Source organism: Staphylococcus sp. FSL W8-0774, assembly GCF_038006785.1.
GTDB classification, from domain to species: domain Bacteria; phylum Bacillota; class Bacilli; order Staphylococcales; family Staphylococcaceae; genus Staphylococcus; species Staphylococcus pasteuri.
On record NZ_JBBOVW010000001.1, the window covers coordinates 275,509 to 291,325 of the forward strand.

General features: G+C 32.1%; 11 protein-coding genes. 10 read left to right on the forward strand and 1 reads right to left on the reverse strand.

The annotated features are described in order from the left end of the window. Positions 1-118 precede the first annotated feature (118 nt). From NSQ15_RS01215 to NSQ15_RS01255, 9 genes are all read left to right on the forward strand, one after another. Positions 119-886, forward strand: coding sequence for a zinc-ribbon domain-containing protein (locus tag NSQ15_RS01215; protein WP_070453374.1), 768 nt, complete (start codon positions 119-121; stop codon positions 884-886). A gap of 528 nt (positions 887-1,414) precedes the next feature. Beyond that, the gene (locus NSQ15_RS01220) at positions 1,415-3,280 is read left to right on the forward strand and encodes an assimilatory sulfite reductase (NADPH) flavoprotein subunit (RefSeq protein ID WP_154835639.1); all 1,866 of its coding nucleotides are present in this window, start codon (positions 1,415-1,417) and stop codon (positions 3,278-3,280) included. A gap of 20 nt (positions 3,281-3,300) precedes the next feature. Further along, positions 3,301-3,918 carry an NAD(P)-binding protein gene (locus NSQ15_RS01225; protein ID WP_017636661.1) on the forward strand — a complete coding sequence of 206 codons (618 nt, stop codon included), beginning with the start codon at positions 3,301-3,303 and terminating at the stop codon, positions 3,916-3,918. A gap of 251 nt (positions 3,919-4,169) precedes the next feature. Next, complete coding sequence (locus NSQ15_RS01230; RefSeq protein ID WP_046467181.1) at positions 4,170-5,387, forward strand: ArgE/DapE family deacylase; 1,218 nt, start codon at positions 4,170-4,172, stop codon at positions 5,385-5,387. A 355-nt stretch (positions 5,388-5,742) separates the two neighbouring features. Beyond that, positions 5,743-6,534, forward strand: a complete 792-nt coding sequence (locus NSQ15_RS01235) for a CHAP domain-containing protein (protein ID WP_017636659.1) — start codon at positions 5,743-5,745, stop codon at positions 6,532-6,534. 283 nt (positions 6,535-6,817) lie between these two features. Continuing rightward, on the forward strand, positions 6,818-8,668 hold the full coding sequence (gene nrdD / locus NSQ15_RS01240) for an anaerobic ribonucleoside-triphosphate reductase (RefSeq protein ID WP_340746879.1): 1,851 nt from the start codon (positions 6,818-6,820) through the stop codon (positions 8,666-8,668). Further along, positions 8,665-9,228: an anaerobic ribonucleoside-triphosphate reductase activating protein gene (gene nrdG / locus NSQ15_RS01245; protein WP_340746880.1), complete on the forward strand. Its 564-nt coding sequence runs from the start codon at positions 8,665-8,667 to the stop codon at positions 9,226-9,228. Before nrdD ends, nrdG begins: the two co-directional genes overlap by 4 nt. 432 nt (positions 9,229-9,660) lie before the next feature. Further along, the gene (locus NSQ15_RS01250; protein WP_070453286.1) at positions 9,661-10,953 is read left to right on the forward strand and encodes an anaerobic C4-dicarboxylate transporter family protein; all 1,293 of its coding nucleotides are present in this window, start codon (positions 9,661-9,663) and stop codon (positions 10,951-10,953) included. Positions 10,954-11,302: 349 nt separating this feature from the next. Continuing rightward, on the forward strand, positions 11,303-12,925 hold the full coding sequence (locus NSQ15_RS01255) for a BCCT family transporter (RefSeq protein WP_017636654.1): 1,623 nt from the start codon (positions 11,303-11,305) through the stop codon (positions 12,923-12,925). Between the two features lie 366 nt (positions 12,926-13,291). Here NSQ15_RS01255 and cudC read toward each other — a convergent pair whose 3' ends face one another. Beyond that, positions 13,292-13,849, reverse strand: a complete 558-nt coding sequence (gene cudC / locus NSQ15_RS01260; protein ID WP_154873993.1) for a choline uptake/conversion transcriptional regulator CudC — start codon at positions 13,847-13,849, stop codon at positions 13,292-13,294. 383 nt (positions 13,850-14,232) lie between these two features. On the opposite strand from cudC, the gene betB reads away from it, so the two are divergent. After that, positions 14,233-15,723, forward strand: a complete 1,491-nt coding sequence (gene betB, locus NSQ15_RS01265; RefSeq protein WP_124760353.1) for a betaine-aldehyde dehydrogenase — start codon at positions 14,233-14,235, stop codon at positions 15,721-15,723. Positions 15,724-15,817: the final 94 nt, after the last annotated feature.

Sequence of the window (15,817 nt, forward strand, 5' to 3'; positions counted from 1 at the left end):
ATTTTAAAAATGTAAAAGAAAAGATAGTCATTTTACATAAATTAATTTAAAATATTGTATAACAATATTTTTAAAACTATAAACTGTGAACGATTATTGAGAGAAGGGAACGATGAAAATGAAATATTGTCCCAATTGTGGAAATGAATTAAAGTCTGGGCAAGCATTTTGTAATAAATGTGGGAAGTCTTTAAATAATCAGGATAAAGCAACTTCATCGGCATCACAAAATGAACAAACTAATCAACAGTATCCAGATCGTAATCAATATAACCCTCAACAAAATAAAAAGACTAAAAAACCGATATGGATCGTGATTTTATCAATTATCTTTATTCTATTGATAGCAGCATTGTTATATGGCGCTTATTATTTTTATAACAATGTAATCAATAATAGTTCTGACGATAATCAAACTACAGAGACAAATAAAAAATCTAAAGATACTAGTAAATCAAATGATAACGCATCAAATGATAAAAAAGGTTCAGAAAAAGCACCAACGATTGATGTATTTAGTAGTAACTTCGATCAAGGTTATATGAAATCTGCTTCTACTGATGGTTACAAAGGCATTTATGAAGATATGACGAGAAAAGAAGTTGAAAGTAAATTTGGCAAGCCTACAGGCAAAGTTGATGGGGGCCAAACATATTATGAAAAATATGGTGATTTAGCCGTGTTATATTCTGGTGATAAAGTTGATCGAGTGGGTGTAGCACCTTCGAATGTATCAGAAGATGATTTTACAGACGTATATAATGAGCCAGATGAACGTAAAGGCGATGAATTGATTTACGATAGTAATAAAAATAATGATTTCTCAGTCGTTGTGCATAGTAAAAAAGGCAAAATCACTTTAATTGAAAATATGGATCAATTGTAATTGGATAAATAATCAGTTAAATCTGGTTGAATCAGACTGTCGACAAAGTATATGACTTTGTGGGCAGTTTTTTTATACTCTCGTTTTCGTAGAAACTATCTTAGATTAGCATTCTACAAAGTTACATCTATTAAAATGACTAGAGTATTAACATTATTTATGAGGGATTTAGTGCATAACTCTTACCAATAAAGGTATTATATTTCCTGAGAAATGTTAAGTAAGATACTGTTTATAAACCACTTATCTTTAAATTTGAAATCAAATCGTATCAAATGGTACTAAAAAAGAGATGTAATTACACTATCATTTACTGTTTTAACGTTTTGGTACATAATGAAAGTAATCGAATCCGACTTAAAAATTAATATGTATAATAGAATTTTAAGATGATTAGCTATTAGTATTTGAACGCTTACAGATTGAACGTTTAAATTTAAAATTAATAAAAAATATAGAACGACAAATCATTTCATATATAAAGTACGGATTTAAAGAATTTAGTATTGAAGATAAGAGGTGGAAACAGTGAAGATTAACATCACAAATAGTCCTTTCAATGAGGAACAAGCAGAACAACTTAATGAATTACTTCAAACACTATCACCCGAACAAAAAATGTGGTTAAGTGGATACATTTTAGCTAGTGAACAAGTGTCAAATAATGAAAAAGAATCAACTTCCACGTTGAACTCAAGTGATTCAGTACAAAGTAACCAACAGACTGAAGCGCTACTAGCTGAAAAGGAACCAGAAGTTACTCCAGAATCGCGAACAATTACCATTTTATATGGTTCTGAAACAGGAAATGCACAAAGTTTGGCTGAAATATTTGAAGAAAGACTTGTGAACCTAGGGAACGATGTCACATTAAAATCAATGGAAGATTTCAATACTTCTGATCTTAAGAAAGTAGAAGACTTATTTATTATTACCTCAACATATGGCGAAGGTGACCCACCAGACAATGCATTTGAATTTCACGAAGCGTTACATAGACGCGAAGCACCAAAATTAGATGGTGTAAGATTTTCAGTATTAGCTTTAGGTGATCAAACCTATGAATATTTCTGTCAAGCTGGTAAAGATTTTGACATTAGATTAGATGAATTAGGTGCTGAACGTATCTATGACCGTATAGATTGTGATGTAGATTATGAAGAAGACGCTGAAAAATGGATGGCCAATGTGATTAATTCAATTGGTTCTAAACCTGAAGATACAGAGAGTGAACAGGTGGTAAGTGAGTCTATAAAATTAGCAAAAGAAAGAAAATATTCTAAATCAAATCCTTATGAAGCGGAAGTATTAGAAAATATTAATTTAAATGGTGAAGGATCAAATAAAGAAACACGTCATGTTGAATTACTATTAGATAATTTTGGTGAAGACTTTGAACCAGGGGATTGTATTGTTGTGTTACCACAAAACGATCCAGCTATAGTAGAGTTATTAATCAGTACATTAGGTTGGGATTATGAAGATCAAGTACTTATCAACGATGATGGAGATACACTTAACTTAGAAGAAGCCTTATCATCCTATTTTGAAATTACGAAACTAACAAAGCCATTGTTAGAAAATGCTGCTGTGTTATTTGATAATGATGATTTAAAAGAGAAAGTTCAAGATAAAGAATGGATTCAAAATTATATTGACGGTCGAGACCTTATCGATTTATTAAATGATTTTGATACAACAGAATTACAACCAGAAAACCTATTCCAATTATTGAGAAAATTACCGCCTAGAGAGTATTCAATTTCAAGTAGTTATAAAGCGATACCTGATGAAGTACATATTACGGTCGGTGCAGTTAGATATCAATCACATGGTCGTAATAGAAAAGGTGTATGCTCTGTAGAATTTGCAGAACGCCTTCAACCGGGTGATACAGTACCAATTTATTTAAAACGTAATCCGAATTTTAAATTCCCTCAAGATAGTGATATTCCAGTTATCATGATTGGACCAGGAACAGGCATTGCACCATTTAGAAGTTATATGCAAGAAAGAGAAGAACTTGGGTTAAAAGGAAATACATGGCTATTCTTCGGTGAACAACATTTTGAAACGGATTTTCTATACCAGGAAGATTGGCAAGAGTGGTTGGATAAAGGTTATCTAACTCAACTAGATGTTGCTTTTTCTAGAGATACTGAACACAAAGTGTACGTACAACATCGTATTTTAGAAAATAGTGAGCAATTTAATGAATGGATTCAAAACGGAGCGGCTATTTACATTTGTGGAGACGAAAAACAAATGGCTAAAGATGTACATCAAACAATTAAAGAAGTATTGATAAAAGAACAAAATTTATCTGAAACAGAAGCTGAAGATTATCTAAAACAAATGAAAAAAGAAAATAGATATCAAAGAGATGTCTATTAAAATAGAAATGGGGATTACGCATGCAAATGCCAATAATGATTGATTTAACAAATATGAATGTAGTTGTTATTGGAGGCGGAAAAATTGCCACTCGTCGCGTAAGTTTGCTCCTTGAATATACATCACAAATTCATGTAGTCAGTCCGCATATTACAGATATATTGGAACAACTAGTACGACAGCAACAGATTACGTGGGAAGAAAAATCTTTTGAAGCATCAGATGTAAACAATGCCGACCTAGTGATTGCCGCTACAAATCAAGCGCATGTTAACGATGAAATTAAAAATCATATATCCCCTCACACACTATTTAATCATGTTGGTAATGCCCAACAAGGTAATATAACGTTTCCTAATCAACTTAGAAGAGGAAGATTAACTATCAGTGTTTCCACAGAAGGTGCAAGTCCCAAATTAGGAAAACAAATTATTCAAGATTTATCTGAAACATATGACAAATCTTATGAGAATTATATTGATTTCTTATATGAGGCAAGACAATTAATTAAGGCGAAAGTAATAGATTCGTCTAAGAAACAGCAACTACTTAAAGATATTTTGTCTAAAAAATATTTTAATCAAGCAGAACAACAATCATTTATAAGTTGGCTTGAATCTATGAATTCATATAGATAGAGGACGTCTTGAAGTATGTATAAGAGTTTTAATAATACATTTAACTATGTTTATAAACAGTAAATAATTCGTTATTTAATTAATAGAGGGTACGATGAAGAAAGTTGACATTTCATCGTATCCTCTTCGTTTTTTCCCAAAAAATCGGTACACAGTAAAATACATATTTAAAATAGTGTTTATTTATTGGTTGTAAGTGAAATATTTAATGTAAAGTGATTAATTACATGGAATACAATGGGGATGATGACATGAGTGTATTTTCAGAAGAAGATAAAATAAAAATTTTAGCTGATATTGTAGAAATAAATACTGAAAATGATAATGAGCTTGAGGTTTGTAATTATTTTAAAGCATTATTGAACAAATATGATATTGATTCGAAAATAATAAAAGTTGACAATCGTCGTGCTAATTTAGTTGCTGAAATAGGTGAAGGAAAGCCTAAAATTGCTATATCAGGACACATGGATGTAGTTGACGCAGGAGATTATAATGAATGGAAATATGATCCTTTTAAATTAACTGAAGAAGATGACAAGTTGTATGGACGTGGAACAACAGATATGAAAGGTGGATTAGCAGCATTAATTATAGCCATGATTGAGATTAAGGAATCGGGTCGTTTACAAAAAGGGACAATTAGATTAATGGCTACTGCTGCAGAAGAAAAAGAAATGTCAGGTGCTCAATTATTTAAAGAACAAGGATATGTTAATGATTTAGATGGAATGATCATTGCTGAACCATCAGATGGTTTCGCTTTTTACGCAACAAAGGGATCTATGGGATTAAAAGTAACATCTAAAGGCATACCGGCACATTCATCTTTACCATCATTAGGGCACAACGCAATCAATTCATTAATTGCATTCATACAAAGGATTAAAGAAAAATATGTTGAAATCAAAAAGAACGAAAAAGAACATTCGCTTGATGTTCATCCTTATATTGATGAATGTATTAGAGAGCAAGGTCATTATAATGATGGTGACCTAAAGGAAGATGTGGCAGCAGGCCTAGTAATTGTAAACTCAATTATTAGAGGAGGCGAGCAATTCAATACAGTGCCAGAATCTGCCTACGCAGAATTTAATATAAGAACAGTGCCAGAATATGATAATGTTGCTATTGAAAAGTTATTTAAAGATACTGTAAAAGAAATAGACAGTGAAAGATTATCTGTAGAAGTCACTGTTAATCATCCTACAGTTTATACGCATAAAGATAATCGTTTAATAAACACATTTTTAGAATATAATCACGACTTCAAAGTATCAGGTATGGTTGGTGCAACAGATGCAGCAGAATTACTAGGGGATAAAGATGAAGATTTTGATTTAGCTATTATTGGACCAGGACATATAACGTTGGCACATCAAACAGACGAATATGTTTATAAATCTAGATATTTAGATTATATAGATATGTATCAACAAGTTATATTGAATTATTTGAATCAACATTAATAGATTATCAAATACTAAGATAATAGTAGAAATAAAGCTATTATCTTAGTATTTTTATGTCTGTAATTGTCAGATAAATTACATAAACAGTAATAAATAATATAAATATAATTAAATAATAGCCTAGGCAATGAATTGAAAGCCATTACAACGATATCCAACAATTTTACAAAAAATGTTGGATTATTATGATTCATTTACAAAACATTAACATTGACCACAAACTCTTGTATGTCTGTTAGAGTGTGACTTGTCGTTATTTAACGAGTAAAAAACTTTTATTAATTGAAAATTGAAGGTAGCCACGAGATAAAGAGAATAAACAGTTATATCAATCTTTAGGAGGATATTTAAAATGAAAAAAATCGCTACAGCTACAATCGCAACAGCAGGTTTCGCAACTTTTGGTTTAATGCAACATGATGCAGATGCAGCAGAAAACAATAATAATGGATATAATCCTAATGATCCTTATTCATATGAATACACATACACAATAGACCAACAAGGTAATTACAATTACGATTGGAAAGGTAATTGGAGTCCTAACCAACAGAACCAACAAAATCAACAACAAGCTCAACAACCACAACAAGGTAATTACTATAGTTATTCATATGGTAACCAAGGAACTCAAAGCTACAATTCAAATAACGCTACAACAAATAATAATCAATCTACACAATCTTATACAGCAAATAATTCAAATAACCAAGGTGGCGGATTAGGTGCTGATTATTCAACATCAGATAAAAATATTAAAGTAACTACACAAAATGCGCCATCATCAAATAATTCAACTGCATTTTCAGGTCAATCAAGCTCTGGTTCAAATGCATACACAGCTGGTCAATGTACTTATTATGTATATGACAAAGTTGGCGGAAAAATTAGTTCTAACTGGGGCAACGCTAGCAACTGGGCAAACGCTGCTGCACAAGATGGTTATAATGTAAGTAATTCACCTAAACAAGGTGCAATCATGCAAACATCACAAGGTGCATATGGTCACGTTGCTTATGTTGAAAATGTAAATTCTGACGGTTCAATTAAAGTTTCAGAAATGAACTATAATGGTGGACCAGGTAACGTATCAACTCGTACAATTTCAGCTAGCCAAGCTGGTTCATACAACTATATTTCATAATATAGATTGAGTTTATTAAGACAAACTTACCATGAGGTGGGTTTGTCTTTTTTTATTTTAAAAAATAAGTTATTTATGCTGATTAAAATAAGAGTACTAATATAGTAGCGCACGAATTGTTATCAATTGGATTGCTATCAATAATGTAAGAATTATTTTATAGTTGTTCATTAATTGGTAAAAACTTTATGACAGTTTGGTTAAGTGTCGAGTTATCCATTGAATAACTATATATAGTGGATTAAGTTTAAATTAGACACTATATATAGAAAAGAGTGAAAAGATGAATCAACTAGAACAATCATTAACTGGACTTATAGAAAAAGACCCAACTATAGTAAATGAAAATGCTAATAAAGATAGTAATACTTTTTCCACAATGAGAGATTTAACAGCAGGAATTGTTTCTAAATCATATGCTTTAAATTACTTATTACCTAAACATATAGCGCAAGCACATGAAAGTGGTGATATTCATTTTCATGATTTAGATTATCATCCATTTCAACCTATAACGAATTGTTGTCTTATAGATGCAGAAAGTATGTTAAAAAATGGCTTTGAAATCGGTAATGCTAATGTAACTTCTCCTAAATCCATTCAAACAGCGTCAGCACAACTTGTACAAATTATTGCTAATGTTTCTAGTAGTCAATACGGTGGTTGTACAGTTGATCGTGTAGACGAATTACTTAGTAAATACGCAGAAAGTAATGAACGGCATCATAGTGAAATGGCTCATAATTATGTGAAAGAAGACCAGATTCAAAAGTATATAGACGAACAAGTTACAAAAGATATTAACGATGCTATAGAAAGTTTGGAATATGAAATTAATACTTTATATACATCAAATGGCCAAACACCTTTTGTGACTTTAGGTTTTGGATTAGGAACTGATCGATTAAGTCGAAAAATACAGCAAGCTATTTTGAATACAAGAATTAAAGGACTAGGTAAAGATAGGGTAACAGCTATTTTCCCAAAATTAGTATTTTCGATTAAAGATGGTGTGAATTTGAAGCAAAATAATCCTAACTATGATATTAAGCAACTCGCATTAGAATGTTCAACGAAACGTATGTATCCAGATATTTTAAATTACGATAAAATTGTTGAATTATTAGGTGATTTTAAGGCACCAATGGGATGTCGATCATTTTTACCAAGTTGGCGCAATGACAAAGGAGAATTTGAAAATAATGGTCGTTGTAATTTAGGTGTTGTGACATTAAATTTACCTAGAATAGCTTTAGAATCAGAAGGGGATATGACGACGTTTTGGAAACTATTTTACGACAAAATGACATTAATGCATGATGCATTAGTATATAGAATTGAACGACTAAAAAGTGCTACAGTCAATAATGCTCCTATTCTGTATAGAAGTGGTGCATTTAAATACAAACTTAACGATGATGAACAAGTCGATACTTTATTCAAAAATAAAAGAGCTACCATTTCTATGGGTTACATTGGGTTATATGAAACTGCAACAGTTTTTTATGGCCCTGAATGGGAGCATAATCAAGAAGCAAAAGCATTTACGCTAGAAATATTAAAGGAAATGAAACGTCTTCAAGAACAATGGACCAATCAATATGATATTTGGTTCAGTATTTATAGTACACCGAGTGAATCTTTGACAGATCGCTTCTGTCGATTAGATAAAGAACGGTTCGGTGACATTCCAGATATCACAGATAAAGGTTATTACCAAAATTCATTTCATTATGATGTAAGAAAAGATATTACACCATTTGAAAAAATTGATTTTGAAAAGGATTATCCATATTATGCGAGCGGTGGCTTTATACATTATTGCGAATACCCAAAATTGAATCATAATATTAAGGCATTAGAGACAGTATGGGATTACGCTTATGAAAGAGTAGGGTACCTAGGAACCAATATTCCTATTGACCATTGTTATGAATGTGGCTTTGATGGAGATTTTGAGTCTACTAAGAAAGGTTATAAATGTCCACAATGCAGCAATGATAACCCAGAAACAGTAGATGTAGTTAAACGTACATGTGGCTATTTAGGTAATCCAGTACAACGTCCTGTCATTGAAGGTAGACATAAAGAAATGTGCGCCCGTGTTAAACATATGAAGGAATCTAAAGCATGAAATCTTATTTGAAAATTGAAAATGGGCGTGGATATATCGCTAAAATAGAGACGCATAGTTTTGTAGATGGAGAAGGCGTACGTTGTAGTGTCTACGTTTCTGGTTGTCCATTTCAATGTCTTAATAGTTATAACGAAGCTGCACAAAATTTTAGATATGGAGAACCTTTTACAGATGATATATTAGAAGAAATTATCACATATTGTGAACCTAATTTTATAAGTGGCATAAGTACTTTAGGTGGAGAACCATTTTGTAATTTAGACGTAACCTTGAAGTTAGTACAAACGTTTCGACAACATTTTGGACAGCAAAAGTCTATATGGGTATGGACTGGGTTTCAATATGAATATTTAGCGCAAAATAAAGGTAAACGTCATCAATTATTAGAATATGTAGACGTTTTAGTGGATGGAATGTTTATAACACAATTGTATCGTCCTAACTTACCTTATAAAGGATCATTAAATCAAAGAGTCATTGATGTGCCACTTTCTTTAAAGAACCATCATGTAGTTGAATATATTTATAGCGGTCCATCAACATTTGAGTATGTATAATCATGTGATGAATTAAAATAGTTGAATAGGGAAATATAATAGTAAGTCAATGATAGAGAAGGTGAGACATTATGTGGTTACTAATTGGTAAATGGATTATCGCCATCGGTCTTATCGCAGGTTCAATCATCGAAGAAACTATTTATAAAAAGCGACGTCAAGCGAAGAAACAGAATAAATGAATAAGTGAAATGAGACATACCTGAGACATACGCCAATGTCTCAGGTTAAAATTATGTATTTTCTCAATTGTTACTAATTTTTGACTGTATTAAAACCATTGATACAACAGTTCTGATAGATATTTTATACATAAAAAAACATGATTTTGATTTTATAATCAAATATGAAAATATATACTTATCACATATTAAAGTGATAAAATATTAATGTTCCAAAATTTAACTTCAATAAAGATTAGGGGTTCATGAATTGCTACTATTTATAATAGAAATCATCATTATGATTTTAGCAGTGCTACTCGGTTTAAGAACAGCTGGCGCGCTTGGCTGTGGAATCTTTGCCATCGTAGCCCAACTTATTATGATCTTCGGATTTCAATTGCCACCAGGTTCAGCACCAGTAACTGCAGTATTAATTATACTTTCAATAGGTATAGCAGGAGGTACGTTACAAGCTACTGGCGGGATTGATTATCTAGTATATATTGCATCAAAAGTTATCGAAAGATTTCCTAAATCAATCATTTTTATCGCACCTATGATTGTATTTATCTTTGTTTTTGGTATAGGTACTGCAAATATTGCTTTATCATTAGAACCAATTATTGCAAAGACTGCCCAAAAAGCCCATATACAGCCTAAAAATGCTTTAACTGCATCAGTTTTGACAGCTAATTTAGCACTTTTATGTAGTCCAGCTGCTTCAGCTACAGCATACATCATTTCTGTATTAGCAGGTTATGAAATTTCAATGGGTAAATATTTAAGTATCGTATTACCTACTGCTATATTGAGTATGCTTTTATTAAGTGTATTTTGTACGTTTGTCGGTAAAAAAGATCCAATACCATCACATAAGTTAGTTGAGTTACCTGAAGAAACGTTGCAAAGTCAATTTTCTAAAAAGGTTAAATTTGGCGTGCTAGCATTCTTATTATGTGTATTGTGTATTTTAACATTCGGCATTTTTCCGAATTTGATGCCATCATTTAATGTGAATGGTAAAACCGTTAATGTTGAAATGACTGATATTGTTCAATTCTTTATGTATTTAAGTGCAGCAACAAACTTATTACTAGCGAAAATTAACACTTCTGACATTTTAACTTCTCATATTACACAGTCAGCATTTGGTGCTTTATTTGCTGTGTTAGGGCCAGGTTGGTTAGGTGCAACTATATTTAATGCACCGAATAACTTGAAAATATTAAAACAAGATATTGGCGCAACAATTAGTAATACACCCTGGTTAGTTATTATTTTAGTTTCAGTTGTTGCGATGATTGTTATTTCTCAAACTGCGACTGCATCTATAATGGTACCTATCGTTATGAGTTTAGGTATTCCGCCTATTTATTTTGTCGCAATGATCCAAACACTTAATGTTAACTTTGTAATTCCTGCACAACCAACATTACTGTTTGCAGTTGAATTAGATGAAACAGGTAGAACAAGACCAACTAGTTTCATCATTCCAGGATTCTTTGTCATTGTCGTATCTATCATCATTGGTTTTGCATTAAAATTCTTATTAGGTTATTAACAAATATATAAATATAGCAACTATCTTTCATCATTCGTATGGAAGATAGTTTTTTGTTTAAAATAAATAAATATTCTTTTATTGTGTATAAAAATTCAATATTAAACTAAAGTAAAGTTTGTTCAATACGTTAAATCTAAACTTAACACTGTTGTCAAGACAATTAATAGTGATGAATTATATGACGAAAATTATATAAATATTCAATTTGACTGCTATTATTGTTTGTATGTAATTTGCATTATTATTAAATGTTCGTTATTGTCAATTTTGTGAATCGAATAATTTTGAGCGTGTAACTTATAGAACATCAAGATTCATAAATCATTTAGTATTAGGGGGATCACGATTGAAAAAGGAAAAAGTTATGGACTGGACGACCTTTATAGGTGTAGTCGTAGTATTACTTATAGCTGTTATACCTATGATGGTTTTCCCGAAAGCAAGTGAAACAATTATTACAGATATCAATAGTGCTATTTCAAATTCCATTGGTTCTGTTTATTTGTTTTTAGGTTTAGTTATATTTTGTTTCGTATTATACATAGCATTTGGCAAGTACGGTAATGTTACTTTGGGTAAAGCAACTGATAAACCAGAATTTAATACTTTCACTTGGGCAGCAATGTTGTTCTGTGCAGGAATAGGTTCAGATATTTTATATTGGGGTGTCATTGAATGGGCATTCTATTATCAAGTGCCACCAAACGGTGCTAAAGGTATGTCTGATGAGGCTCTCCAATACGCGACTCAATATGGCATGTTCCATTGGGGACCCATAGCGTGGGCAATTTATGTGCTACCAGCATTACCAATTGGATATTTAGTATTTGTTAAAAAGCAACCAATTTATAAAATTAGCCAAGCATGCCGTCCAATTTTAAAAGGCCAAACTGACAAATTTGTCGGTAAAGTAGTTGATATCTTATTTATCTTTGGATTATTAGGCGGCGCGGCAACATCCTTAGCATTAGGTGTGCCTATGATTTCAGCAGGTATTGAAAGACTTACAGGACTTGATGGTCATAACATGATTATGCGTTCAATCATTCTCTTGACGATTACTGTTGTCTTTGCAGTTAGCTCTTATACTGGACTGAAAAAAGGTATTCAAAAATTAAGTGACGTCAACGTTTGGTTATCGTTCCTACTATTAGCATTTGTATTCATCGTAGGACCAACAATATTTATTATGGAAACAACAGTTACTGGATTAGGGAATATGATTAATGACTTTTTCCATATGGCAACTTGGGTTGAACCATTTGGAGGAATAGGGCACCGTAAAGAGTCTCATTTCCCACAAGATTGGACTATTTTCTATTGGTCATGGTGGTTAGTTTACGCACCATTTATAGGGTTATTTATTGCTCGAATTTCAAAAGGTAGAACATTAAAAGAAGTAGTACTGGGTACAATGTTATATGGTACCTTAGGTTGTGTTCTATTCTTCGGTATTTTTGGTAATTATGCTGTTTATTTACAAATTTCAGGACAATTTAACGTAGTAGATTTTTTAAATCATCACAGTACAGAGTCGACAATTATTGAAGTGATGCATCAACTACCATTCCCATCACTGATTATTGTTCTATTCCTAGTATCAGCGTTCTTATTCTTAGCAACAACATTTGATTCAGGATCATATATTTTAGCTGCTGCATCTCAGAAAAAAGTAATAGGCGAACCATTAAGAGCCAATCGTTTATTTTGGGCATTTGCATTATGTCTATTACCATTCTCATTAATGTTAGTAGGCGGGGAGCGAGCATTAGAAGTTCTAAAAACAGCTTCCATATTAGCCAGTGTACCGCTTATAGTTATATTTATATTTATGATGATTTCATTCTTGATTACTCTAGGTAACGATCGTATCAAGTTACAAACGCGTGCTGAAAAACATAAAGAAATAGAAAGACGCTCATTGAGGATTGTTCAAGTTAGAGAAGAAGAACAAGACGATAATTTATAGAATAAGAAAATGGGAGCGGGACAGAAATATAAAGCACTACTCCTAATTTTATTAGGTTAGTAGTACTTACACATGAGTTGAACTCATGCGTAAGAAATACTAATTTCTAAAGAAAAAGTATTTCTTTATCGTTGTCCCACCCCGGCAAGGTTGACTAGATTTGAAAAATAAAGTGTCACTACTATTTTAATAGTTTAGTGATACTTACACATTAGCTTTAGCTAAGGTGTTCCACTAAGGATTACATGAGTTAACACTCATGCATAAGTAATTCTAATTTCTAAAGAAAAAGAATTACTTTATCAGTCAACTACTGCCTATATATAATTGTAGCCTGAGACATTGATTTATGTCTCAGGCTGATTTTTATTTATTATCATTATGTTCTGGAATAGGGAAGTAGTTAAATATTTCACCGGTTTCTAAGGCTTCGCTAAGCTGCGCTAACCACTCGTAATAAACCTTTGAATGGTCGAGTTGTGCTTTAACTTTATTAATGTCTTGACGTTCTTCATCAGTTAAATCGTTGTTATCCAGTAGCGGTTTTAGAAGTGTTTCCGCATCTTTAACAGCTTCCATATTAGTGTCAATTTCTCTTTCCCATTTTTTAGTGAAGAAATTGCGGAAGAAAGTGAAGAAATCTTTTTCAGCGATAAAGTGTTGCTTTCTACTACCTCTTGTAAATTGTTGTTTGACGATATCATATTCTTGTAATTTTTTAACCCCTGCACTCATGCTAGGTTTACTCATTTGTAGTTGTTGTCGCATTTCATCAAGTGTCATACTTCCTTCAAACACCATGATACCGTAAAGGTTGCCGACACTACGATTAATTCCATATAAATCCATAGTTTCTCCAATGGAATTAATGACCAAGTCTTTGGCTTGCTCGACTTGAGATGAGTAGTTATTCGATTGTGTCATGAGTGTACCTCCAATAATAATTATTTTATTTTACCACGTATCACAACAAATTTAACATGATTTCATTTTTTATATGCCAACATTTTATATATTTTATTTTAAAGAGATGAAAAACGACTATATATTATCATTATTTATTGATGAATATATGAAAAGAAGTTCTTTACCATTTCTTTGTTTCTCACCAATTCGAATCTGCTGAGATTAAAAAGGAACACCTTAGCTAAAGCTAATGCGTAAGTATCACTAACCTATTAAGAATAGGAGTGATACTTTATTCTCCAGACCTTTTTGATAAATTGACATATTTTCAATTTCTATGCTAACATAATTCTGTAAAATTCGTTAAATAAAAATTTAACAAACTTAACGGAGGTCATTTGATGGAACTTGTAAAGAACTTGTCTAATCGCCAATACATTGATGGTGAATGGGTAGACAGCTCAAATAAAAATACGAGAGAGATTATTAATCCATATAATCAAGAAGTTATTTTTACAGTAGCTGAAGGTACAAAAGAAGATGTAGAACGAGCAATTTTAGCTGCAAGAAGATCATTTGAAGATGGCGAGTTATCTTCAGAAACAGGTGAAGTCAGAGGTCAAAAAGTCAGAGCGATTGCAGATAAAATTAAAGAACATCGTGAAGAATTAGCTAAATTAGAAACATTAGATACTGGTAAAACATTGGAAGAGTCATATGCAGATATGGATGACATCCATAATGTATTTATATATTTTGCTGGTTTAGCAGATAAAGATGGCGGAGAAATTATCAATACGCCAATTCCAAATTCAGAAAGTAAAGTTGTTAAAGAACCAGTAGGCGTAGTGACTCAAATCACACCATGGAATTATCCTTTATTACAAGCATCTTGGAAAATCGCACCGGCTTTAGCAACAGGTTGCTCATTAGTAATGAAACCAAGTGAAATTACGCCTTTAACAACAATTCGTGTCTTTGAACTAATGGAAGAAGTAGGATTTCCTAAAGGTACAATTAACTTAGTATTAGGTTCAGGTGCTGAAATTGGTGACGTCATGTCAGGTCACGAAGAAGTAGATTTAGTGTCATTTACAGGTGGCATTAAAACAGGTAAACATATCATGAAACAGGCTGCAGACCACGTAACGAATGTAGCGTTAGAACTTGGTGGTAAGAACCCTAATGTTATTTTTGATGATGCTGACTTTGAATTAGCAGTAGACCAAGCATTAAATGGTGGTTACTTCCACGCTGGTCAAGTATGCTCAGCGGGTTCTAGAATTTTAGTTCACAACGATATCAAAGAAAAATTTGAAAAAGCACTTATAGATCGCGTTAGTAAAATTAAACTAGGTAATGGCTTTGATGATGATACTGAAATGGGACCAGTTATTTCTCAAGAACATAGAGATAAAATTGAAAATTATATGCAAATTGCAAAAGATGAAGGTGCAACAATTGCTATAGGTGGCAAACGTCCTGAAAGAGAAGATTTACAAGATGGATTATTCTTCGAGCCTACGGTAATTACAGATTGCGATACATCTATGCGTATAGTGCAAGAAGAAGTATTTGGACCAGTTGTTACTGTTGAAGGATTTGCAGATGAAGCAGAAGCAATTCGTTTAGCTAACGATTCAATATATGGATTAGCAGGCGCTGTATTTAGTAAAGATATTGGTAAAGCACAACGTGTAGCTAATAAATTGAAATTAGGTACAGTTTGGATTAACGATTTCCATCCTTACTTTGCACAAGCACCATGGGGTGGATATAAACAATCAGGTATTGGTAGAGAACTTGGTAAAGAAGGCCTAGAAGAGTATTTATCTACTAAACATATCTTAACTAATACAAACCCAGAACCAGTTAACTTCTTTAGTAAATAAAACATAACAATTATTCAGAGGTTTGAATGATGCGCTATTACTTAATAGGTCATTCGGCCTCTTACATATGTAAGAACGATTCAAGATAACTATG